The organism is Agromyces seonyuensis, assembly GCF_009789225.1.
Lineage (GTDB): Bacteria > Actinomycetota > Actinomycetes > Actinomycetales > Microbacteriaceae > Agromyces > Agromyces seonyuensis.
Window position 1 is genome coordinate 1 of sequence record NZ_WSTA01000027.1, and the last position, 22,310, is coordinate 22,310.

Below are 22,310 nucleotides of genomic sequence, written 5' to 3' on the forward strand. Positions count from 1 at the left end.
GCCGCGCTCGGCGTCGGCGCGTTCGGCGACGGCGTCGAGCGCGAGGCGGTCGGCGGTGCCGCCGGGGCCCCAGACACCGAGGTCGCGGGCGGGCGGGACGGGCAGCGCGGCGTCGGGGGAGACGAGCGTCCGTGCGAGCAGGCCGACGAGGTCGTCGACGGCCGTGCCGTGCCGTCGGCGCAGTTCGTCGGCGAGCGCGCCCCGGAAGGCCGGTGCGCGCCGCTCGGCGGTGTCCGTGCTCATGGTGATCGCCTCTCCGTCGAAGGATCGTTGCGTAGGGTCGAAGGGCTTCGCATTCGCACTCCGTCAATCGATCATAAACGATCATAACGGTTCCGAATGCAACTTGCATCGATCGAAAACGGTTGCTACGCTCCAAAACGCTCGCCTCGGCGGGCCTCGCTTCAATGGCGATTTGAGGAACGGGAGCACCGATGACGGTCCAGCTGCAGCGCACCGACGCCGACGCGAACACGCGCGTCGACTGGTCGCGGGACGAGTGGGTCGCGTACGCCGACCGCCTCCTCGCCGCGGCCCAGCGCTACGCGAGCACCGGCCACGGCCGCATCACGTTCCCCGGCGCCGAAGGCGGCTACGGCCGCGCAGTCGACGGTCTGGAGGGCTTCGCCCGCACGTTCCTCCTCGCGGGCTTCCGCATCGCCGGCGCCCGCGGCGAAGGCGTCGACGATCTCATCGACTTCTACGCGCAGGGCATCGTCACGGGCGTCGACCCCGACGCCGCCGACCGCTGGGTGCGTCTCGACGAGCACGCCCAGGCGAAGGTCGAGGCCGCCTCGCTCGCCCTCGTGCTCGACCTCACCCGCCCGTGGATCTGGGACCGCCTCGACGCGCAGACCCAGGGCCGGCTCATCGACTACCTGGCGCCCGTCGTCGGCGACGACACGTACCCCAAGACGAACTGGCTCTGGTTCCGCGTCGTGGTGCAGACCTTCCTGCGTTCGGTCGGCGGCCCCTGGTCGGCCGACGACATCGCCGCCGACCTCGCGCTGCACGACTCGCTCGTGCACGAGGACGGCTGGCTCTCCGACGGCCCCGAGCGCGCGTTCGACCACTACGTCGGCTGGGCGCTGCACGTCTACCCCGTGCTCTGGTCGCGCATGACCGGTGCCGAGGAGCTCGCCGCCGGGCGCACCGCCGCCGACGTCCTGGCCCTCGACCGCTACCTGCTGGACGCGATCGCGCTCGTCGGCGCCGACGGCTCCCCGCTCATCCAGGGCCGCAGCCTCATCTACCGCTACGCGGCCGCCGCCCCGTTCTGGGTCGGCGCGATCGCCGACGTGCCGAGCCTCTCCCTCGGCCGCCTCCGCCGCGCGGCGAACGCGATCGTCGCCCACTTCGAGGCCAACGGCGCCCCGGACGCCGACGACGTGCTCACCATGGGCTGGCACGGCGAATGGCGCACGCTCGCACAGTCCTACTCCGGTCCCGGCTCCCCCTACTGGGCGGTCAAGGGCCTGCTCGGCATCGCGCTGCCGGCCGACCACCCCGTGTGGGCCGCCGCGTCCGAGGCGCTGCCCGTCGAGACGGCCGACGAGCTGCGCGTCGTCCGCGCCGCGGGCTGGGTCGTCTCCGGCACCGCCGACGACGGCATCGTGCGCATCGTCAACCACGGCACCGACAAGGCCCTCGCCGGTTCGCTCGTGGGCGACTCCCCGCTCTACGCCCGCTTCGGCTACTCGACCGCGACGAGCCCGCTGCTCGACGCCGACGCCTGGGAGACCCCGCTCGACCAGGCCGTCGTCCTCGTCGACGAGGACGACCGAGCGACGCACCGCGCCGCGATGGAACTCCTGGAGGCGCGCATCCAGGACGACGCGGGCGGGCGTCTCGGCGTCGCCGCGTCCTCGAGCCGCGCCCACTGGATCGACCCCCGGCCGGCGGAGCATCGCCACGGCGCCGGGCTCGCCGGCGACGTCCGCATGGCCGGCGTGGTCGAGACGCGCTCGCTCGTGCGCGGGCCGTGGGAGGTCCGCCTCGTGCGGGTCGTCGAACTCGCCGACGGCGTCGATGCCGCCTCGCTCCGGCTCCGCATCGGCGGCTGGCCGCTCGCGGGCGACGAGGTCGCCGCCTCCGCCGAGGCCGGCGCCGCCGAGGTGCGACTCGGCGCTTTGCGCAGCGGCGTCCGCTCGCTGCTCGGCGACGGCGCGGCCCGCGTCATCCGCTCGAGCGACGCGAGCCCCCTCGGTCCGCTCGCCGCGACGCCCGTCGTGGAGCAGCCCGTCGTGCCCGGCGCCTGGTGCGCCGTGCTCCTCGAACTCGGCGCGGCGCCCGCCGCGACCGCCATCCCCGGCGTCGCGATCGACGCCGCGCAGTCCTCCGTCGCGGTCTCCTGGCCCGACGGCGAGGCGACCAGCACCCGCCTCACGCACTCCGGACCCGCGGACGCGGACCGGTAGCACCACCTCGGGGTCCCCCGGGAGCCCGGCACCTTCAGAACCGTGCAATTGCAAAGGAGCAACCCAACAATGAAGCGCAAGCTCGCGGTCGTCGTCGGCCTCGCCGTCGTCGCCTCGCTCTCGCTCGCCGCCTGCAGCAGCGGCGACTCCGCCACCACCGAGCCCAGCGGCCCGGTCACGCTCAGCCTTTCCGGCTGGAGCCTCGACACCACCCCCGAGTTCCAGGTGCTCGCCGACGCGTTCCACGAGCAGAACGACGACGTCACCATCGAGCTCAAGGAGTACGACCCGGCCGAGTACAACACGCTCGTCACCGCCGACCTCGCCGCGGGCTCCGGCCCCGACATCATCACGCAGAAGGAGGTCAAGTACGTCACGACCTTCCAGGAGGGCGGCCAGCTCCTCGACGTCTCCGACATCGAACTGCCCGAGGGCATCGGCGGCGCCTCCTCGTACGAGGTCGACGGCGTGCAGTACGGCGTGCCGTACCGCCAGGACTCGTGGGTCCTCTTCTACAACAAGGCCCTCTTCGACCAGGCCGGCGTCGCCTACCCCGACGGCACCTGGACGTGGGACGACTACGACGCGGCGGCCGCCGACCTGACCGCCGGCCTCGGCGGAGCCAAGGGCTCGTACATGCACCGCTGGCAGTCGGTCGTCCAGGGCTTCGCCAACGCGCAGACCGGCGCCGACATCCTCGACGGCGACTACGGCTACCTCGAGGACTACTACGACCGCGTGCTCTCCCTCCAGGACAGCGGCGCGCAGGTCGACTTCAACACCTCGAGCGCGAACTCGCTCACCTACCAGGGCGAGTTCGGCAAGCAGAACGCCGCGATGCTGCCCATGGGCACCTGGTTCACGGCGACGCTGATCTCGCAGCAGGCGTCCGGCGAGGCCGACGACTTCGAGTGGGGTATGGCGCCCATCCCGCAGCTCGACTCGTCGACCACGGGCACCGATGAGACCCCGGTGACCTTCGGCGACCCGACGGGCTTCTCGATCAACGCGAACATCGACGACGAGAAGGTCGCCGCCGCGAAGGAGTTCCTGACCTTCGCCGCGAGCGAAGAGGCCGCCCAGCTCCTGGCGGGCATCGGCATCACCCCGGCCCTCACGAACGACGCGGTCGTCGAGACGTACTTCGCCGTCGACGGCGCCCCGACCGACGAGCTCTCGGCCTTCGCCTGGTCGACGCACGACACGTTCCCGGAGAACCCGACGTCGAACAAGACGGCGGCCGTCCAGGGCATCCTCGGCGACCTGCACACGGCCGTCATGTCCGGCTCGGTCGACGTGAAGACCGCCATCGCCGAGGCGGAGGACCGCGTCGCCAACGAGGTCGGCACCGACTGACCATCCGGCGGCCGGCCCGGCGAGGCCGGGTCGGCCGCCCCCCTTGTCCCTCCCACCCTGGAGACACGTCCATGACGACCACCGCCGCCCCGGAGACGGGCATCGCGACGCCCGCGGCCTCCGCGGCACCGCCGCCCCGTCGGCGCCGCTCCGCACTGCGACGCCGCAACGCCCTCATCGGGTGGAGCTTCATCCTGCCGAACTTCCTCGGCTTCGGATTCCTCACGCTCGTGCCGGTGCTCATCCTCTTCTACATGGCGTTCACGAACTGGAACGTCTTCGGCAAGGCCGACTGGGTCGGCATCGCGAACTTCCAGCGCCTCCTCGGCGACGGCAGCTTCCACACCGCCTTCTGGAACACGCTCTACTACTCGGCGCTGCACATCCCGCTGACGATCGCCGTCTCGCTGGGCCTCGCGCTGCTGCTCAACCAGAAGCTGCGCGGCGTCGCGTTCTTCCGCACCGCCGCCTTCTTCCCCTACATCACGTCGATCGTCGCGATCGCCGTCGTGTGGAACCTGCTCTTCAGCCCGGACTACGGCCCGATCAACGAGGTGCTCCGGGCGATCGGCATCGAGAACCCGCCCGGGTGGCTCACTTCCCAGGAGTGGGCGATGCCCGCCGTCGTCATCGTCAGCACGTGGCGCGACATGGGCTACTACATGATCCTGCTGCTCGCCGGCCTGCAGACCGTGCCCCGCGAGCTCTACGAAGCCGCGCGCGTCGACGGCGCCAACGCCTGGCAGCGCTTCGTCAACGTGACGCTGCCGTGCCTGCGGCCGACCATGTTCTTCGTCACCGTCATGCTGACCATCAACTCGTTCAAGGTCTTCGACCTGATCCTGGTCATGACCGACGGCGGCCCCGGCCAGGCGACGCTCGTGCTCTCGCAGTTCATCTATCGCAAGGGTTTCGAGGAGTCCCAGTTCGGCTACGCCTCCTCGGCGGCCGTCGTGCTGTTCCTCCTCTGCATCGTCGTCACGATCATCCAGTTCTTCTGGAACAAGCGGAGGAGCGTCTGATGTCGAACCTGACCGAAGCCATGGTGACGATCGAGCGACCCGGCGGCCTCCGCAAGCTCGGCTCGAGCGCGCCCCGCCCCCGTCGCGCCGCCGGCGCCTCGAAGCTGCGGCCGGCCGGCCGCATCCTGATGTACGTCCTGCTCGCCATCGCCGCGATCGGCCTGCTCGCCCCGTTCTTCTGGATGGTCATGAGCTCGCTGAAGACGGCCAACGAAGTCTTCTCGGTCCCGATCGTGTGGATCCCCGAGACGTTCGTGTGGCAGAACTACGTCGACATCTGGACCGAGTCGAACATGCTGACCTGGATCCGGAACACCCTGTTCCTGGCCGTGTCGGTGACGTTCCTCCAGGTGCTCACCGGCTCGTTCGCCGCATACGGCTTCGCCCGGATGCGCTTCCCCGGCCGCGACGTGCTCTTCCTCGTCTACGTCGGCACGATCGCCGTGCCCTGGCAGTCGTACATGATCCCGCAGTTCATCCTGCTGTCGGACCTGAAGGTGTCGAACACGTTCTGGTCGATCATCCTGCTGCAGGCGTTCGGCGCGTTCGGCGTCTTCTTGATGAAGCAGTACTACGAGACGATCCCCGAGGAGCTGAGCGAGGCGGCCCGCCTCGACGGCCTCAGCGAGTACGGCATCTGGCGCCGCATCATGCTGCCGCTGTCGATCCCGGCCATCGCGAGCCTCTCGCTCCTGACCTTCGTCAACACCTGGAACGACTACCTCGGACCGCTCATCTATCTGCGCGACCCCGACCTGTGGACGATCCAGCTGGGTCTGAAGAGCTTCGTCTCGAACCTCTACGACACCAACTACGCCCTGCTGTTCGCGGGACTGACGATCTCGGTCATCCCGATCGCGATCATCTTCCTCCTCGGCCAGAAGTACTTCGTCGAGGGCATCGCGACCAGCGGCATGAAGGGCTGAATCGTGCAGCGCGTCTCCCACCAGGTCTGGGCCGGCATCCTCGGCTTCGTCTCGCTCGTGCTCGTTACGAACCTGCTGCTCGTCGTGGCGTGCCTGCCGCTCGTGCTACTGCTCATGACGACCGACCCCGCACTGTCGTGGCCGTGGATCGCCCTCGCGACGCCGCTGGCGGCGCCGGGCGTCGCGGCAGCCTTCCGGGCCTTCCGGGAGCACGGCGTCGGCGGGCTCGGCACGCTCCGGGCCTTCGGCGCGGGCCTCCGCGACACCTGGCGACGCGCCCTCGTGGTCGGGGCGGGCGCCACGGCCCTGGCGGCCGTGCTGCTCGTCGACGTGCGGGCGCTCTCGGGCGGGGCGATCGGCGTGCTCGTCGTGCCGCTGCTCGCCGTGCTCGTGCTCGTGACCTGCATCGTCGCGCTGCTCGCCCTCGTCGGACTGTCGGAGGCCCCGACGGCGCGCTGGAGCGACCTGCTGCGCGCGTCGGCCGTCCTCGGCCTGCGCCGCTGGTACCTCAGCGCCGTCTCGCTCGCCGCCTTCGCGGCGCAGGCCGCGGTCTTCACGACCGCGCCGGCGCTCGGACTCGGCATCACGGCATCCGTCGTGCTCTATCTCGCGTGGACCAACTCGCGCTTCACGCTCCGCCCCGTGCTCGACCTCGACGAGGCCGTCGCCGCCTGACGGCGCCGCCCGCCCGTTCCATCCGAAGGATCTGCTCCATGACGTCGACCCCGCCCGTCCAGGGCACCACCAGCACCGAGACGGATGCCGCCATCGCGGCGGCCCTGTCGACGATCCGGCGCACGAGCGCCGCGTTCGGCGGGTCCTACCCCGGCGACACCACCGTCGACGACCGCTACCGCCTCCGCCCCGCCGAGGGGGCGATCGGCGAGGGCGGCAACCGCGGCTGGACCACGAGCTTCCGCACCGGGATGCTCTGGCTCGCCTGGGAGCTCTCCGGCGACGAGTCGTTCCGCGACGCGGCCCTCGTGGACACGGCGGACTTCGGGCGCCGCGTGCGCGCCGAGGAGGACCTCGACACCCACGACCTCGGCTTCCTCTTCACCCTCTCGACGGTCGCCGCGTGGCGGCTGACGGGCGACGAGGCCGCCCGCGAGGCCTCACTGCTCGCGGCCGACCACCTCATGCGCCGCTTCCTGGAGCCCGCGGGCATCATCCAGGCCTGGGGCGACCTCGCCGACCCCGCGCAGCGAGGCCGCACGATCATCGACAGCCTCATGAACATGCCGCTGCTGACGTGGGCCGGCGAGCAGACGAGCGACCCGCGCTACGCCGACGCCGTTCGGCGGCACACCGCGCAGCTCCGCGAGCACATCCTGCGCGAGGACGACACGACGTTCCACACGTTCTACTGGGACGCCGAGACGGGCGAGCCGCTGCGCGGGGCGACCGAGCAGGGCGCGTTCGACGACTCGTGCTGGGCGCGCGGGCAGGCGTGGGGCGTCTACGGCTTCGCGATGAACTACGCCGTCACGGGCGACGAGCGGCTGCTGGAGTCCGCGCGCCGCTGCGCCGACTACTTCCTCGCGCACCTCCCGGCCGACGAGGTGCCCTTCTGGGACCTCGTCTACACCGACGGCAGCGACGCCCCGCGCGACAGCTCGTCAGCGGCGATCGCCGTCTGCGGCCTGCTCGAACTGGCCTCGGTCGAGACGGATGCCGCGCGCGCGGCCGACTACTCGGCGCGCGCCGCGTCGATGCTCGCCTCGCTCGTCACGCACTACACCCCCGCCGAGCCGGAGGACGCCGACGCGCTCATCCTGCACAGCGTCTACGACCTCCCGAAGCAGAACGGGGTCGACGAGGGCACGCTCTGGGGCGACTACTTCTACCTCGAGGCGCTCACGCGCCTCGCTCGCCCGGACTGGAAGAAGTACTGGTGAGGCTCGTCGCCCTGCGCACGCCCCGCGGGCCGCGGCCGGGGGTCGTGGTCGACGTCGACGGCGTCGACCGTGTCGTCGATCTCGCGCCCTACGGCGTCGTCTCGGTCGAGGCCGCCCTCGGCGACCCGGCGGCCCGCGCGGCGGCCGATCGCGCCGTCGCGGCCGCGAACGACGGCGACCCGCTCCTGGCCGGCCTCGCACTCGAGGCGCCCGTGCGCCCCGGCAAGCTCGTCTGCCTCGGCTACAACTACCGCGGGCACGTGCCCGACGGCGTCGACCCGACGACCGACGACCCCGAGTTCCCGGACGTCTTCGTGAAGACGCCGAACACGCTCGGCGGCCCGCACGACCCCGTCGTGGTGCCGGCGGCCTCGCTCGACGTCGACTACGAGGGCGAGATCGCCGTCGTCATCGGCCGCCGGGCGTCGAACGTCCCGCTCGAGGACGCCCTCGGCTGCGTCGGCGGCTACACGATCCTCAACGACGTGTCCGACCGCGCCTGGCAGCGCCGGCAGAGCCAGTGGGCCATGGGCAAGTGCTTCGACGGCTTCGCCCCGCTCGGTCCCTGGGTGACGACGCCCGACGAGGTCGGCGACCCGCAGGACCTCCTCGTCGAGGTCGTGCGCGACGGCGTCGTCACGGTCTCGCAGTCCACGGCGACGACGATCTTCTCCGTCGCGTACGTCGTGCACCACGTCAGCCGCGTCATGACCCTCGAGCCGGGCGACGTGATCTCGACCGGCACGCCGCAGAAGCTGCCGGAGGCCGCGGAGGCCCATCGGCCGCTCGCGCCGGGCGACGCCGTCACCGTCCGCATCGAGCGGCTCGGCATGCTCACCACCCGCTTCATCGCGCCGGAACCGGCGGCGCACGCATCGAAGGGACTCGCATGATCCTCGACACCTTCCGGCTCGACGGGCGCGTCGCCCTCGTCACGGGCACCAGCCGCGGACTCGGCCGCGGCGCCGCCGTCGCCCTCGCGGAGGCGGGCGCCGACGTCGCGCTGCTCGACCGCGGCGACGCGAGCGAGACCGCCGCGCTCATCGAGGCGACCGGCCGCCGGGTGCACCGCATGCAGTGCGACTTCGCGACCGCGACGGGCGAGGCGCTCGCCGCCGCCGTCGACGAGGCGGCCGACGCCCTCGGCGGGCTCGACGTGCTCGTCAACAACGCCGGTACCATCCGCCGGGCCCCCGCCGCGGAGCATCCGGCCGCGGACTGGGACGAAGTGCTCGCCGTCAACCTCGACTCCGTCTTCCACCTCTCGCAGGCGGCCGGCCGCCGGATGCTCGCGCAGGGGCACGGCCGCATCATCAACGTCGCCTCGATGCTCTCCTTCCAGGGCGGCATCCTCGTGCCCGGCTACGCGGCGTCGAAGCACGCCGTCGCCGGCCTGACGAAGGCGTTCGCGAACGAGTGGGCGGCCTCGGGCGTCACCGTGAACGCGATCGCGCCCGGCTACATGGCCACCGACAACACGGCGCCGATCCGCGCCGACGCGGATCGCGAGGCCTCGATCCTCGCGCGCATCCCCGCCGGACGCTGGGGCACTCCCGCCGACCTGCAGGGCGCCTTCGTCTTCCTCGCCTCCGACGCCGCCGCCTACGTGACGGGGACCGTGATCCCCGTCGACGGCGGCTGGCTCGTCCGCTGAACCGCACCGAACCAGGAGAGAACCCGTGACCGAGACGCACATCCCGCAGCGCTACGCGACCAACCCCGCCCAGATCCCGGGCATGACGACCGCGGACCTCCGTGAGACCTACCTCGTGCCCGACGTGTTCGTGCCCGGCGAGGTGACCGTCGTCTACACGCACCACGACCGCATCGTGCTCGGCGGCGCCGTGCCCGACGGCGGCACGCTCGCCCTCACCGGCTACCCGGAGATCCGCAGCGAGTACTTCCTCGAGCACCGCGAGCTCGGCATCGTCAACGTCGGCGGCGCGGGCACCGTCACGGCCGACGGCGAGGTCTACGAGCTCGTCACGGGCGCGTGCCTCTACCTGGGCCGCGGCATCCGCGACGTCGTGTTCGAGGACGCCGGGGTCGGCTCGGGCGCGCAGTTCTACCTGTTCTCCGCGCCCGCGCACACCGCCTACCCGGCCGCGCTCGTCTCGCCCGGCGAGGGCACGGTGCGCGAGCTCGGCGACCAGGTCACCTCCAACCGCCGCACGCTCAACCAGTACATCCACGAGAACGGCGTGCAGAGCTGCCAGATCGTCATGGGCGTCACGCAGCTGCACCCCGGCTCGATGTGGAACACCATGCCGGCGCACACGCACGACCGCCGCACCGAGTGCTACCTCTACTTCGACGTGCCCGCCGACGCCCGCGTCATCCACCTCCTGGGCGAGCGCGACGAGACGCGCCACCTCGTCGTCGCCGACCGCCAGGCCGTCATCTCGCCGAGCTGGTCGCTGCACTCGGGCGTCGGCACGGCCGCGTACTCGTTCGTGTGGGCGATGGCGGGCGAGAACCAGGCGTTCGACGACATGGATGCGGCGCCCGTCACCGAGCTCAAGTGACCCCCGCGCAGACGACCGGACCCGCCGCCCGACCCGCGACCGGGCCCGGTGCGGCGGGCGCCCCGACGGGCGCCCTGCTCGCCGCGGGAGAGACGATGGCGATGGTGTCGCCGCTCGTCGCCGAGCCGGTCGAGGATGCCCGGGCGTTCCGCATCGACGCCGGCGGCGCCGAGTCGAACGTCGCCGCGCACGTCGCCGCGCTCGGGCACCCCGTGCGCTGGGCGAGCCGGCTCGGCGACGACCCGCTCGGCCGGCGCATCGCCGCGGTGCTGGCGGGCCGGGGCATCGACCTCCGCGAGGTGCGCGTCGACCCCGCGCACCCGACGGGGCTCTACGTGAAGAACCCGGGCGCCGGCGTGCACTACTACCGCGCCGGGTCGGCGGCCTCGTGCCTCGACCCCGCCGACGCCGACGCGATCGACCTCGACGGCGTCGCGATCGTGCACGTCTCGGGCATCACCGCGGCGCTCACGGGCACCGCGCCAGCGTTCCTCGACCGGCTCGTCGACCGGGCCCGCGCGGCGGGCATCCCCGTGAGCTTCGACGTCAACCACCGGCCCGCGCTCTGGGATGCCGCGACGGCGGGGCCCGTGCTGCTCGCGCTCGCGCGCCGCGCCGACCTCGTGTTCGTCGGCCGCGACGAGGCCGAGGGACTGTGGGGCGCGGTCGACGCCGACGGCATCCGCGCCCAGCTGCCGGACGCGGCCGAACTCGTCGTCAAGGACGGCGACGTCGGCGCGACGCACTTCGATGCCGGCGGCGCCACCTTCGTGCCGGCGCACGTCGTGGACGTCGTCGAGCCCGTCGGCGCGGGCGACGCCTTCGCCGGCGGCTACCTCGCCGCCCGACTCGCGGGGGCCGCGCCCGCCGAGCGTCTGGCGGCCGGCCACGACCGCGCCGCACTCACCCTCCTGACCACGGGGGACTTCCCCGACGACGAACGCGCGGCCGAGCCGCGCCGCGACGAAAGCGAACTCCGATGACCGACCTCACCGCGACCGACGCCGGCTTCTTCGACGACCTCTTCGCCCAGGCACCGCTCATGGCGATCCTGCGCAGCATGGGGCTCGAGCGCTCCGTGCGCGTCGCGACGACCGCGTGGGACCTCGGCCTCGACTCGGTCGAGGTGACGATCCAGTCCGCCGAGGACGTCGAGACCCTCCGCGAGATCGCGCGGCTCGGTCGCGAGCGCGGCGCCGTCGTCGGTGCGGGCACCGTCATCACGCCCGAGCAGGTCGACCAGGCGGCCGGCGCGGGCGCGGGCTACCTCGTCTCGCCGGGCCTCGACCCCCTCGTCGTGCGCGCGGCCGCCGAGGCCGACCTGCCGATCCTGCCCGGCGTCGCGACGCCGAGCGAGGTGCAGCGGGCCGTGGCGCTCGGGCTCACGTGGGTCAAGGCGTTCCCGGCGCAGTGGCTCGGGTCGGGCTGGTTCAAGCACGTCCGCGGGCCGTTCCCGCAGGTGCGCTTCGTCGCGACGGGCGGCATGGACGCCGGCAACGCCGGGGAGTTCCTCGACGCGGGCGTGCGCGTCGTCGCCGTCGGCTCCGCCCTCGAGGACGACGCCCAGCTCGCGCGGCTCGCCGACCTCCTCGCCGCGCGCAAGGGCTGACGTGGGGACCTTCGCCGTCGGCGAGACCGACTTCCTCCTCGACGGGGAGCCTCACCGCATCCTCTCGGGGGCGCTCCACTACTTTCGGGTGCACCCCGAGCAGTGGGCGGACCGCATCCGCAAAGCCCGGCTCATGGGGCTCAACACGATCGAGACCTACGTCGCGTGGAACGCGCACGAGCCGCGCCGCGGGGAGTGGGACGCCACGGGCGCCAACGACCTCGGCCGCTTCCTCGACCTCGTCGCCGCGGAGGGGCTGCACGCGATCGTGCGGCCCGGTCCCTACATCTGCGCCGAGTGGCACAACGGCGGCCTGCCGGTCTGGCTCACGGGCATCCCGGGAATCGGCCTGCGCCGCTCGGAACCGGCCTACCTCGCCGAAGCGACCGCCTATCTGCGCCGCGTGTACGAGATCGTCGCGCCCCGGCAGATCGAACACGGCGGGCCGGTCGTGCTCGTGCAGATCGAGAACGAGTACGGCGCCTACGGCGACGACACCGCCTACCTCGAGCACCTCGTCGCCGTCACGCGCGAGGCCGGCATCACGGTGCCGCTCACGACGATCGACCAGCCCACCGACCGGATGCTCGCCGACGGCGCCGTCGCGGGCGCCCACCTCACCGGGTCCTTCGGCTCGCGCGCCGCGGAGCGCCTCGCCGTGCTGCGGCGCCACCAGCCGACGGGTCCGCTCATGTGCGCCGAGTTCTGGGACGGCTGGTTCGACTGGTGGGGCAACGCTCATCACACGACGCCCGCCGCCGACTCGGCCGCCGAGCTCGAGACCCTGCTCGCCGCCGGCGCGAGCGTCAACTTCTACATGTTCCACGGCGGCACGAACTACGGGCTCACCAACGGTGCCAACGACAAGGGTCGCTACCTGCCGATCGTCACCTCCTACGACTACGACGCTCCGCTCGACGAGCGCGGCGAGCCGACCGAGAAGTACTTCGCCTACCGCGACGTGATCGCCCGGTACGCGGCCGTGCCGGCCGAGACGCCCGCCGTCGCGGGGCCGGCGCCGTCCCTCGAGGTGGCGATCGAGCGCATCCCGGCGGCGTGGACCCTCGGCGAGCCGGTCACCGGCGAGCGGCCGCCGACGTTCGAGGAGCTCGGGCACCTGGGCGCGCTCGTCGCGTACGAGACCGAACTCCCGGATGCCCCGGGGCCGCGCATCCTGGCCTTCGACGACGTGCGCGACCAGGCGTGGGCCACGCTCGACGGCGTGCCGATCGGCACGCTCTCGCGCACCCGGCACGAGCGGTCGCTGCGGCTGCCGCCGGGGCGCTCGCTCCGACTGCTCGTCGAGGAGCAGGGCCGCGTGAACTACGCCGACCGGCTCGGCGAGTCGAAGGGGCTCCTCGGGCAGCCGACGCTCGACGGGGCGCCGCTCACCGGGTGGACGGCGACGCCGATCGTCCTCGACGAGGCCGGCTCTCCCGGCGGACCCGCCGGCGACCCGACCGCGGGCGAGGCGGCGCTCGACGGGCCGTTCGCGTACCGCGGCGAGTTCGTCGTCGACGGGGAGTCCGACCTCTTCCTCGACACCGGAGAGCTCGGTAAGGGATTCGCCCTCGTCAACGGATTCCTGCTGGGCCGCTATTGGCGCAGCGGCCCGCAGCAGACGCTCTACGTCCCCGCGCCGGTGCTCCGCGCCGGGGCGAACACGCTGACGCTCGTGGAGCTGGAGGCGCCGGTCGCGACCGCCGTGCGGTTCGTGCCCGGTCCGCTCCTCGGGCCCACGGAGGAGTAGACCGCCGGACGACCGGGCGAGGCGGAGGGTCCGTCCGTCCGGACGGACCCTCCGTCCGCGCTACGGGGTGATGTACGTCGAGCGCCCCATCGTCGGACGCGGCGGCACCGCGGGCAGCCAGTCCGGCTCGCCGTCGAAGGCCGACTCGTCGGCGGTCGCGGCGGCCGGGGCCGACTCGGCCGCCGCGACGGTCGCGACGGGCAGCGGCTCCGGGTGCGGCAGCGTGCCCAGGCGATCGACCTGCTCGGTGAGCGCGTCGAGCACCGAACGGAGCTGGATCTGCGCGACCTGCGCGTACGTGCGCACGAACTCGATCTCGGGGATCGACGGAGCCGGCGCCGCGGGGGCTCCGGCCTCGGGCCGGTCGGACTCCTCCTGCGCCGCGGCCGCGTGCTGCTCCATCCGCTCGCGGTATTGGGCGCGCGCAGTGAGCACGAGATCGCGGGCGTACTGCTCGGCGTCGGCGACCGCCTTGTCGGCGATGACCTGTGCCTGCGAGAGCAGGCCGACGGCGCCGAGCGTGACCTCGTGCTCGAGTTCGGCATCGTTCGTGGCGAGCAGCCGCAGGTTCTCGGCGCGCAGCTCGGCGAGCTCGCGTCGGTCCTGCTCGAGGGCCGTGCGCACCGCGTCGACCGTCTGACCGAGCTCCGAGAGGAACTCGTCGACCTCGAGGCGGTCGTAGCCGCCGGTCTGGCGCATGAGGAAGCCGACGGTGCCGATCTCCGGCAGCCGCGACACCGCCCCGACGAGGTCGCCCTCCTGTGCGGGCGGTGTCGGGATCTGAGGCTCGACGTCGTTCCAACTGGGGATCATCGGGGGCTTTCCATCGCTGCAGTGGGCTGGGAGGCGGGATCGGGCAGGCCCGTGTGCGGGGCGGTGCCCACGTCGTCGAGCCGGGCGAACAGTTCGAAGCGCAGGTCGGACGCCGGCACGCCGTAGGCGCGCAGCCGCGCGACGGTGTGCTGCACCATCGACTGGGAGCCGCACACCATGACGAGCGACCCGGGGGCGACGCCGTCCGCGACGACGACATCGCCGATGAGCCCCGTGCGTCCCGGGTAGCTCGGGTCCTCCGACACGACGGGCGTGTAGGTGAACCACGGCCGCGCGTTCAGGCGCTGCAGCAGCGGGTGCTCGTACAGGTTCCACGGCACGCGGGCGCCGTGGAAGAGCCGCACGTTCGGGGCGTACCCGGTCGCCTGCCACTCGTGGTCGATGCGTTCGAGGTGCGCGCGCAGCGGGGCGAAGCCGGTGCCGCCCGCGACGAGCACGAGATCGCGCCCGTGGTCCTCCTCGCGGAGGGTCAGCTCGTTGCCGACGGCCGCACCGAGGCGCAGGACGTCGCCGACCTGCAACTGACGCACGATGGCCGCGGAGACCTGGCCGCCCGGGACGAGCTGCACGTGGAACTCGAGCGAGCCGTCGGCTCGGGGCGCGTTGGCCGGGCTGAGGTAGCGCCACATCCGCGGCGTGTAGGGCGACTCGACCGCGAACGACTGCCCCGGTTCGAACGGGAGGTCGGGCTCGGGCCGGACGTGGACGACCGCGACATCCATGCTGCGGCGCTCGACCGCGGTGACGTGGCCCGCCCAGGATGCCGGGCTGGTGCGCTCGGACTCCTCGGCGGCCTGCACCATCGTCGTCGCGATCACGCCGTACGCCGCCGCCCAGTCCGCGGCGAGCTCGGCGGTCCAGAGCTCTCCGAGGAAGTGCTTCAGCGTCGTCAGGAGCGAGAGGCCGACGGCGTCGTAGTGCTCGGCGATGACCTCGAACCGGCGGTGGTCGCGTCCGAGCTGCTGGATGAACGCGACCACCTCGTCGAGCTGGTCGACCTTGGACACGATGCGTCCGAGCGCGCCGACGAGCCGGTCGCGCTGGGTCGCCATCGCGACCGGGAACATCGACCGGATCTCGGGGTGCGTGTAGAAGAGGTGCGAGTAGAAGAAGAGCGGGACCTCGTCGCCGAGCGACTCGGCGAGGGACCAGGTGTGCTTCAGTGCTGCGGTGTCCACGCGGTCACGCTTCGGTCGACGGGACCTCGACGACGTCGGGCTGGGTGGCGGCGACCGCGGCGACCGTGCGGTCGATGATCTCGGCCGGCACGCCGGCTTCGGCGAGGGCGGCGATGAGGTGCCCGGCGACCGCGCCGAACTGCTCGCCGGTGATGCCCTTGCCCTCGTGGGCGGTGCGCAGGTCGCGGCCCTCGTAGGCGACCGGGCCGCCCATCACCTGGGAGACGAGCGCGACCTGGTGGCGCTTGAGGCGCGCCATCTCGACGCCGTCGAAGTGGTGGGCGAGCGAGTCGTCGGCGAGCACCAGTTCGTAGAACCGGTTGACGACGACGGAGACCGCCGCGCCGCCGCCGACGGCCGCGTAGTCGCTCTGAGCTTCGGGTTCGGAGTGCACGTCGAGAGAAGTCACTGGCTTGATCCGTTCGGGTCGGGGGAGGGCGTCGGGGGAGGCGCCGTGACTTTCTTAGCAGTACGGAATCGCCCGGATCAAAGGAATTCGGGTTCGGGACCGCATTCGTCGGGCAGGACCGGCAGAGCTGAGCAATCGTCGGCGGAATCGGCCGTTCCGGCGACCCATCCGATCGAGCGGGCCGACGGCGCCGCCCGGGGCGACGCCCTACGATGTGGAGCACCATGACGGAGCAGGAGCGGCCGGGTCGGCAGCGCCCGAGCATCTACGACGTCGCCGACCTCGCGGGCGTCTCGCACATGACGGTCTCCCGCGTCCTCAACGGGCATCCCAACATCCGTCCCGCGACGCGCGAGCGCGTGCTCCGCGCGATCGACGAGATGAACTACACCCGATCGTCGATCGCCCGGGCGCTCGCGACGAACCGCACGATGCGGATCGGCGTCCTCGTCGACAGCCCGCTCCAGTGGGGGCCGAACAGCACACTGCGCGCCCTCGAAGGCGCGGCGCGGCACGCGGGCTATGCGATCAGCGCGTTCTCGATCTCCGACGAACCGTCGGCCGGCATCGACGCCGGCCTGAGCGCGCTCGTCGCGCAGGGGGTCGACGCCCTCTGCGTCATCGCTCCGCGGTCGTCGTCGCTCGATCGGCTGCGTCGGCACCGGGAGGGCCTGCCGACCCTCGTCATCAAGGCCGAGTCCGATCCGGAGATGCACACCGCCGCGGTCGACCAGCGCGCCGGGGCGATGGCGGCGGTGATGCACCTCATCGAGCTCGGCCACCGATCGATCGTGCATCTCGCCGGGCCGCAGGACTGGTTCGACGCCCGGGCGCGGGCGCAGGGGTGGCGGGACGCGCTCGCCGACGCCGGGCTCGCGATCACGCCGCCGACGGTGGGCGATTGGACGAGCGACTTCGGCTACGCGTTCGGCTCGTCGCTCGATGCGTCGAACGCGACCGCGGTGTTCGCGGCGAACGACCAGATGGCCCTCGGCGTCGTCCACGGCCTCGCCGAGCGGGGCATCGACGTGCCCGGCGACGTGAGCGTCGTCGGCTTCGACGACCTGCCCGACGCGCGCCACTTCCTGCCGCCGCTCACGACGGTCCGACAGGACTTCGACTCGCTCGGCGCGCTCGCGATGCGGATCCTCATCGCGGCGATCGACGGCGAGGAGTACGCCGAGCACGACAGCATCGCGCCGCGGTTGATGCTGCGGGCCTCGACCGCCGCTCCGCGCCGCTGAGCGTCCGTCCGTCCCGTTGGTTCCGAGCGGAACCCCACCCGGGAACGTGCTCGTGATCTACTATTGTTAGCGCGAACAATTGCGGCCCGGGCACCCGGCGCGGGCCGTCATCCAGGCCGGTCCTGACGGTCTCGACGAAGAGAACGGGCGAGCGGCACTGCGCCGTCCACCGCGATCGTCGCCCGTCATGCCGAGCCTGCGGCACCAGCGAACTGGAGGGAACATGACCGACACGGAACGGACGGCCAGACTCGACGCGGCGATCGCGCGGGTGCGCGAGGAGGTCGCCGGCCTGCACGCCGAACTCGTCCGCTACGGGCTCGTCGTGTGGACGGGCGGCAACGTCTCGGGCCGCGTGCCCGGCGCGGACCTGTTCGTGATCAAGCCCTCCGGCGTCTCCTACGACGACCTGGCGCCCGAGAACATGATCCTGTGCGACCTGAACGGCGACGTGGTGCCGGGCACGCCGGGGTCCGAGCGGAGCCCCTCGAGCGACACCGCGGCGCACGCCTACGTGTACCGCAACCTGCCCGGCGTGGGCGGGGTCGTGCACACGCATTCGACCTACGCGGTGGCGTGGGCGGCGCGCGGCGAGGAGATCCCGTGCGTGATCACGGCGATGGCCGACGAGTTCGGCGGACCGATCCCGGTCGGCCCGTTCGCGATCATCGGCGACGACTCGATCGGACGCGGCATCGTCGAGACGCTGAGCGGGCACCGCTCGCGGGCGGTGCTCATGCAGAACCACGGCCCGTTCACGATCGGCGTGAACGCGAAGGATGCCGTCAAGGCGGCGGTCATGGTCGAGGACGTGGCCCGCACGGTGCACCACGCCCGTGCGGCCGGCCCGCTCGTCCCGATCCCCCAGGAGTCGATCGACGCCCTCTACCACCGCTACCAGAACGTGTACGGGCAGTCGGGGGATGCCCGTCGGGATGAGGAGGCGGCGCGATGAGCGGGACGGCGACCGACCCGGATGCCGCGGGCGAGGCGATCCTCGCGGGCCGCACGGCCCTCGGCATCGAGTTCGGCTCGACCCGTATCAAGGCGTGTCTCGTCGACGCCGACGACCCGACCCTCGTGCTCGCGGTCGGCGGCCACGAGTGGGAGAACGAGTTCGTCGACCGGCGCTGGACGTACTCCCTCGCCGCGGTCGAGACCGGGCTGCAGGCGGCCTACGCCGAGCTCGTCGCCGAGGTGCGCGGCCGCTACGGGGTCGTGCCCGAGACCTTCGGCGCGATCGGCGTCTCGGCGATGATGCACGGGTACCTCGCGTTCGACGGCGCGGGGGAGCTGCTCGTGCCGTTCCGCACGTGGCGCAACACGTCGACCGGCCCCGCCGCGGCCGAGCTCAGCGAGAACTTCGGGGTGAACATCCCGCTGCGCTGGTCGATCGCGCACCTGCACCAGGCCGTGCTCGACGAGGAGCCGCACGTCGCCGACATCCGCTCGATCACGACCCTCGCCGGCTACGTGCACCGCCGTATGACGGGCCGCGACGTGCTCGGCGTGGGCGACGCCTCGGGGATGTTCCCGATCGCCGCCCCGGCGGCGGGCGCCGCGCCCGCCTACGACGCCCGTCTGCTCGGGGTCTACGACGGCCTCGCGGCCGGCACGGCGCTCGCCGGTTCGCTCGCCGACCTGCTGCCGGAAGTGCTGCCCGCGGGTGCGCCGGCCGGTGCGCTCACGGCGGAGGGCGCGGCCTTCCTCGATCCGACGGGCGCGCTGCGTCCGGGCATCCCGCTGTGCCCGCCCGAAGGCGACGCCGGCACGGGCATGGTCGCGACGAACGCGGTGGCCCCGCGCACCGGCAACGTCAGCGCGGGCACGTCGATCTTCGCCATGGTCGTGCTCGAGGGAGCGCTCGCGCGCGTCCACCACGAGCTCGATCTCGTGACGACGCCGGCCGGCGACCCGGTCGCGATGGTGCACTGCAACAACGGCGCGAGCGAGCTCGCCGCCTGGGCAGGGCTGTTCGAGCGCTTCGCGGTCGCGGCGGGGACGCCGATCGACGGCGACGCCGTGTTCGAGGCGCTGTTCCAGGAGGCGCTCGCGGGCGAGCCCGACGCCGGCGGGATGCTCGCGTACAACTACCTCGCCGGCGAGCCGATCACAGACCTCGTCGAGGGGCGGCCCCTCGTGGTCCGCACTCCGGAGTCCCGGTTCACGCTGGCCAACTTCATGCGGGCGCAGCTCTACGGCGTGTTCGGCACGCTCGCGCTCGGCATGCGCGTGCTCGACGGCGAGGGCGTGCGGCTCGACCGCATGTTCGCCCACGGCGGGGTCTTCCGCACCGCGGGCGTCGCGCAGCGCTTCCTCGCGGGCGCCCTCGACGCGCCGGTCGCCGTCGGCGAGACGGCGTCGGAGGGCGGCGCCTGGGGCATCGCCGTGCTCGCCTCGTACCTCCCGGCCGCCGCGGACGGGCAGGGCCTCGGCGCCTACCTCGACGAGCGCGTCTTCGCCGACGCGCCCGTCGCGGTGGCCGACCCCGATCCGGCCGACGTCGCCGGGTTCGCCGCCTATCTCGACCGCTATCGCGCCGGCCTCGCCGCCGAGGCCGCGGCCGTCCGCGCGCTGTAGCGCGGAGCCTCCACCGATCCCCACCGACACCGAAAGGCATCCCACATGACGCGTACACCGCTCACCACCTCGTTCGACGGCTACGAGGTCTGGTTCCTCACCGGCAGCCAGGGCCTCTACGGCGAGGAGACCCTCCGCCAGGTCGCCGAGCAGTCCCAGGCCGTGGCCGCCGAGCTCGGCGCCGCCGTGCCCGTGAAGATCGTCTGGAAGCCGGTCCTCACGGACTCGGCCGCCATCCGCCGGGCGGTGCTGGAAGCGAACTCCGACGACTCGGTCATCGGCCTCGTCGCCTGGATGCACACGTTCAGCCCGGCGAAGATGTGGATCGCGGGCCTGGACGCGCTCCAGAAGCCGCTCCTGCACCTGCACACGCAGGCGAACGTCGAACTGCCGTGGGGCGAGATCGACTTCGACTTCATGAACCTCAACCAGGCCGCGCACGGCGACCGCGAGTTCGGGTACATCCAGACGCGGCTCGGCGTGGCGCGCAAGACGGTCGCCGGTCACGTGTCCGACCCGGCCGTGCAGGCCGACGTCGCGACGTGGCAGCGCGCCGCGGCCGGCTTCGCCGCTTCCAAGACGCTCAAGCTCGCCCGCTTCGGCGACAACATGCGCTACGTGGCCGTCACCGAGGGCGACAAGACCGAGGCCGAGCACGTGTTCGGCGTGCAGGTCAACACCTGGGGCGTCAACGAGCTCGTCGAGGCGGTCGAGGCCGCGACCGAGGCTGAGATCGACGCCCTCGTGGCCGAGTACGACGAGCTCTACGACGTCGTCCCCGAACTGCAGGCCGGCGGGGAACGCCGCCAGTCGCTGCGCGACGGCGCCGCGATCGAGATCGGCCTGCGCTCGTTCCTCGAGGCTGGCGGGTTCTCGGCGTTCACGACGAGCTTCGAGGACCTCGGCGCCCTGAAGCAGCTGCCCGGCCTCGCCGTGCAGCGCCTCATGGCCGAGGGATACGGCTTCGGCGCCGAGGGCGACTGGAAGACCGCGATCCTGGTGCGGGTGGCCAACGTCATGGGCGCCGGCCTGCCCGGCGGCGCCTCCCTCATGGAGGACTACACCTACGACCTCACCCCCGGGTCGGAGGTGATCCTGGGCGCGCACATGCTCGAGGTCTCCCCCTCGCTGACGTCCGCCAAGCCGTCCCTGGAGATCCACCCGCTCGGCATCGGCGGCAAGGACGATCCGGTGCGCCTGGTCTTCACCGCCGACCCGGGCCCCGCCCTCGTCGTCGCGTTGAGCGACGTCCGCGACCGGTTCCGACTGACTGCGAACGTCGTCGAGAACGTCGAGCCGTCCGCGCCGCTGCCCAAGCTGCCCGTGGGCCGGGCCGTGTGGAAGCCCGCCCCGGACTTCCGCACGAGCGCCGCCGCGTGGCTCACCGCCGGAGCGGCCCACCACACGGTCATGACGACCGCGGTCGGCGTCGAGGTGTTCCGCGACTACGCCGAGATGGCCCGCACCGAACTGCTCGTCATCGACGAGGACACCACCGTGCGCGGCTTCCGCGACGAGGTGCGCTGGAACCAGGCGTACTACCGCCTCGCGCAGGGGCTCTGAACCACGCGCGCCGAGGGCCGGCCGACGGCCCGCCCTCGGCGCGTCGTCCGTCCGTCCACGCCCTCCGACGCGGAGCACGCGAGCAGCGGATCGAGGCGCTACCCTGGGAGCCCCCGCCCCCAATCGGCATCGCGGCCGTCCCGTCGTCCGCCGATGCCGCCATCGTCCCCCGAAGGATGCCCGATGTCGAAGCTCACCGTGCCGTTCGTCGCGGTCGGCGGACTGATCGCGCTCGCCGGCCTCATCGCCGTCGTCATCGGCGGTCTCACCGAACTCGAGTTCAGCGGCGCCCTGTTCGAATCCGGCATCGGCGCCGTCATGATCGGACTCGGCCTGGGGCTCGTCGGCTGGGCGCTCGGTGCGCTGCTCCGCCCCGGCGCCGCGCAGCCCGCGAACGAGTCCGCCGTCCCGATCCCGACCGCACCCGCCGCAGCGGAGCCCGCCCAAACCGTCCCCGAGGTCGCGCAGCCCGCGCTCGGCGTGGGCGTCGGGGCCCGACCCGGCGGCTACCTCGCGACCGCGTCGCAGCCCGGGGTCCCGGTCGCCACGGGCCCGCTGCCCGTCGTCGGCGGGCTCGGCGCTTACGCGGCGGCAGCGCAGATCGCGCCCGTCGCCGACCCGGCGGCCACGGGGCAGTTCCCGGCCGTCGGCGAGCCCGTGTCGACCGCCACCGGCCCGTTCCTCGCCGTCGGGCTCACGACCGGCGCGATCCCGATCGTCGGCGGCGCCGACGCCCCGACGGTCGACGACGACGACGAGGACGCGGTCTTCGCGGTCGACTGGGCGGAGGCCGGCGGCCCGCCGCGCGCTCGCGGCACCTACGTCGCCCCGACGGGCGAAGAGGAGGAGGAGCCCGCCACCGGCGAGTTCCCGGCCCCCTGGGGCGCGAACGCCTTCGTGGAGCACGACGAACTCGGTGGGCTCGACCCCGAGCTCGAGCGCACGATGCCGCTGGATCCGAACGACGAGTACGGCCCATACCGCCGTCGCTGACGTCGC

General features: G+C 72.7%; 21 protein-coding genes. 17 read left to right on the plus strand and 4 right to left on the minus strand.

From position 1 onward, the window contains the following. Positions 1–243 (minus strand): hypothetical protein (locus tag GB864_RS07800; RefSeq protein ID WP_419672779.1); only part of this gene is annotated, 243 nt, incomplete at its 3' end. 191 nt (positions 244–434) lie between these two features. Here GB864_RS07800 and GB864_RS07805 point away from each other — a divergent pair. The 12 genes from GB864_RS07805 (at position 435) to GB864_RS07860 (ending at position 13,503) form a co-directional block, all read left to right on the plus strand. After that, positions 435–2,417 carry a DUF2264 domain-containing protein gene (locus tag GB864_RS07805; RefSeq protein WP_160423787.1) on the plus strand — a complete coding sequence of 661 codons (1,983 nt, stop codon included), beginning with the start codon at positions 435–437 and terminating at the stop codon, positions 2,415–2,417. 69 nt (positions 2,418–2,486) lie between these two features. Next, the gene (locus GB864_RS07810; RefSeq protein WP_160423788.1) at positions 2,487–3,773 is read left to right on the plus strand and encodes an extracellular solute-binding protein; all 1,287 of its coding nucleotides are present in this window, start codon (positions 2,487–2,489) and stop codon (positions 3,771–3,773) included. Between the two features lie 71 nt (positions 3,774–3,844). After that, positions 3,845–4,795 carry a carbohydrate ABC transporter permease gene (locus tag GB864_RS07815; protein ID WP_160423789.1) on the plus strand — a complete coding sequence of 317 codons (951 nt, stop codon included), beginning with the start codon at positions 3,845–3,847 and terminating at the stop codon, positions 4,793–4,795. After that, positions 4,795–5,721, plus strand: a complete 927-nt coding sequence (locus tag GB864_RS07820) for a carbohydrate ABC transporter permease (RefSeq protein WP_160423797.1) — start codon at positions 4,795–4,797, stop codon at positions 5,719–5,721. The genes GB864_RS07815 and GB864_RS07820 overlap by 1 nt, the downstream gene beginning before the upstream one ends. A gap of 3 nt (positions 5,722–5,724) precedes the next feature. Next, positions 5,725–6,396 (plus strand): ferredoxin-NADPH reductase, encoded by a 672-nt coding sequence (locus tag GB864_RS07825; protein WP_160423799.1) that lies wholly within the window; start codon positions 5,725–5,727, stop codon positions 6,394–6,396. Positions 6,397–6,434: 38 nt separating this feature from the next. Further along, positions 6,435–7,619: a glycoside hydrolase family 88 protein gene (locus GB864_RS07830; RefSeq protein ID WP_160423801.1), complete on the plus strand. Its 1,185-nt coding sequence runs from the start codon at positions 6,435–6,437 to the stop codon at positions 7,617–7,619. Next, on the plus strand, positions 7,616–8,512 hold the full coding sequence (locus tag GB864_RS07835) for a fumarylacetoacetate hydrolase family protein (protein ID WP_336603919.1): 897 nt from the start codon (positions 7,616–7,618) through the stop codon (positions 8,510–8,512). Before GB864_RS07830 ends, GB864_RS07835 begins: the two co-directional genes overlap by 4 nt. Beyond that, entirely contained in the window at positions 8,509–9,273 is a 765-nt protein-coding gene (gene kduD, locus GB864_RS07840; RefSeq protein ID WP_160423803.1) for a 2-dehydro-3-deoxy-D-gluconate 5-dehydrogenase KduD, read from the plus strand. The genes GB864_RS07835 and kduD overlap by 4 nt, the downstream gene beginning before the upstream one ends. Before the next feature lie 25 nt (positions 9,274–9,298). Then, positions 9,299–10,144: a 5-dehydro-4-deoxy-D-glucuronate isomerase gene (gene kduI / locus GB864_RS07845; protein ID WP_336603920.1), complete on the plus strand. Its 846-nt coding sequence runs from the start codon at positions 9,299–9,301 to the stop codon at positions 10,142–10,144. Beyond that, positions 10,141–11,127, plus strand: coding sequence for a sugar kinase (locus GB864_RS07850; RefSeq protein ID WP_336603921.1), 987 nt, complete (start codon positions 10,141–10,143; stop codon positions 11,125–11,127). Before kduI ends, GB864_RS07850 begins: the two co-directional genes overlap by 4 nt. Beyond that, complete coding sequence (locus GB864_RS07855) at positions 11,124–11,753, plus strand: bifunctional 4-hydroxy-2-oxoglutarate aldolase/2-dehydro-3-deoxy-phosphogluconate aldolase (RefSeq protein WP_160423805.1); 630 nt, start codon at positions 11,124–11,126, stop codon at positions 11,751–11,753. Before GB864_RS07850 ends, GB864_RS07855 begins: the two co-directional genes overlap by 4 nt. Before the next feature lies 1 nt (position 11,754). Beyond that, complete coding sequence (locus GB864_RS07860) at positions 11,755–13,503, plus strand: beta-galactosidase (RefSeq protein ID WP_160423807.1); 1,749 nt, start codon at positions 11,755–11,757, stop codon at positions 13,501–13,503. A 60-nt stretch (positions 13,504–13,563) separates the two neighbouring features. Here the strand turns inward: GB864_RS07860 and GB864_RS07865 are convergent, their stop codons facing one another. The 3 genes from GB864_RS07865 to GB864_RS07875 are packed head-to-tail and all read right to left on the minus strand — an operon-like array spanning position 13,564 to position 15,924. Continuing rightward, complete coding sequence (locus GB864_RS07865) at positions 13,564–14,316, minus strand: DivIVA domain-containing protein (RefSeq protein WP_160423809.1); 753 nt, start codon at positions 14,314–14,316, stop codon at positions 13,564–13,566. After that, complete coding sequence (locus GB864_RS07870; protein WP_160423810.1) at positions 14,313–15,515, minus strand: globin domain-containing protein; 1,203 nt, start codon at positions 15,513–15,515, stop codon at positions 14,313–14,315. Before GB864_RS07870 ends, GB864_RS07865 begins: the two co-directional genes overlap by 4 nt. Positions 15,516–15,519: 4 nt before the next feature. Beyond that, positions 15,520–15,924, minus strand: a complete 405-nt coding sequence (locus GB864_RS07875; protein ID WP_160423812.1) for a globin domain-containing protein — start codon at positions 15,922–15,924, stop codon at positions 15,520–15,522. 224 nt (positions 15,925–16,148) lie between these two features. Between GB864_RS07875 and GB864_RS07880 the strand changes: the two genes are divergently transcribed. The 5 genes from GB864_RS07880 (at position 16,149) to GB864_RS07900 (ending at position 22,304) form a co-directional block, all read left to right on the plus strand. After that, positions 16,149–17,168 (plus strand): LacI family DNA-binding transcriptional regulator, encoded by a 1,020-nt coding sequence (locus GB864_RS07880; protein ID WP_160423814.1) that lies wholly within the window; start codon positions 16,149–16,151, stop codon positions 17,166–17,168. 223 nt (positions 17,169–17,391) lie between these two features. Then, entirely contained in the window at positions 17,392–18,123 is a 732-nt protein-coding gene (locus tag GB864_RS07885; protein ID WP_160423816.1) for an L-ribulose-5-phosphate 4-epimerase, read from the plus strand. Continuing rightward, positions 18,120–19,748, plus strand: a complete 1,629-nt coding sequence (locus GB864_RS07890; protein ID WP_160423818.1) for a xylulokinase — start codon at positions 18,120–18,122, stop codon at positions 19,746–19,748. The genes GB864_RS07885 and GB864_RS07890 overlap by 4 nt, the downstream gene beginning before the upstream one ends. Before the next feature lie 45 nt (positions 19,749–19,793). After that, the gene (gene araA, locus GB864_RS07895; RefSeq protein ID WP_160423820.1) at positions 19,794–21,311 is read left to right on the plus strand and encodes an L-arabinose isomerase; all 1,518 of its coding nucleotides are present in this window, start codon (positions 19,794–19,796) and stop codon (positions 21,309–21,311) included. Between the two features lie 183 nt (positions 21,312–21,494). After that, positions 21,495–22,304 (plus strand): hypothetical protein, encoded by an 810-nt coding sequence (locus GB864_RS07900; protein ID WP_160423822.1) that lies wholly within the window; start codon positions 21,495–21,497, stop codon positions 22,302–22,304. The last annotated feature ends 6 nt before the right edge of the window (positions 22,305–22,310 follow it).

Excerpts from the sequence above, each read along its gene's own strand:
- GB864_RS07805 (WP_160423787.1), top strand. The coding sequence starts at position 435 with ATGACGGTCCAGCTGCAGCGCACCGACGCCGACGCGAACACGCGCGTC.
- GB864_RS07810 (WP_160423788.1), top strand. The coding sequence starts at position 2,487 with ATGAAGCGCAAGCTCGCGGTCGTCGTCGGCCTCGCCGTCGTCGCCTCG.
- GB864_RS07815 (WP_160423789.1), top strand. The coding sequence starts at position 3,845 with ATGACGACCACCGCCGCCCCGGAGACGGGCATCGCGACGCCCGCGGCC.
- GB864_RS07820 (WP_160423797.1), top strand. The coding sequence starts at position 4,795 with ATGTCGAACCTGACCGAAGCCATGGTGACGATCGAGCGACCCGGCGGC.
- GB864_RS07830 (WP_160423801.1), top strand. The coding sequence starts at position 6,435 with ATGACGTCGACCCCGCCCGTCCAGGGCACCACCAGCACCGAGACGGAT.
- kduD (WP_160423803.1), top strand. The coding sequence starts at position 8,509 with ATGATCCTCGACACCTTCCGGCTCGACGGGCGCGTCGCCCTCGTCACG.
- GB864_RS07855 (WP_160423805.1), top strand. The coding sequence starts at position 11,124 with ATGACCGACCTCACCGCGACCGACGCCGGCTTCTTCGACGACCTCTTC.
- GB864_RS07865 (WP_160423809.1), bottom strand. The coding sequence starts at position 14,316 with ATGATCCCCAGTTGGAACGACGTCGAGCCTCAGATCCCGACACCGCCC.
- GB864_RS07880 (WP_160423814.1), top strand. The coding sequence starts at position 16,149 with ATGACGGAGCAGGAGCGGCCGGGTCGGCAGCGCCCGAGCATCTACGAC.
- GB864_RS07885 (WP_160423816.1), top strand. The coding sequence starts at position 17,392 with ATGACCGACACGGAACGGACGGCCAGACTCGACGCGGCGATCGCGCGG.
- GB864_RS07890 (WP_160423818.1), top strand. The coding sequence starts at position 18,120 with ATGAGCGGGACGGCGACCGACCCGGATGCCGCGGGCGAGGCGATCCTC.
- araA (WP_160423820.1), top strand. The coding sequence starts at position 19,794 with ATGACGCGTACACCGCTCACCACCTCGTTCGACGGCTACGAGGTCTGG.
- GB864_RS07900 (WP_160423822.1), top strand. The coding sequence starts at position 21,495 with ATGTCGAAGCTCACCGTGCCGTTCGTCGCGGTCGGCGGACTGATCGCG.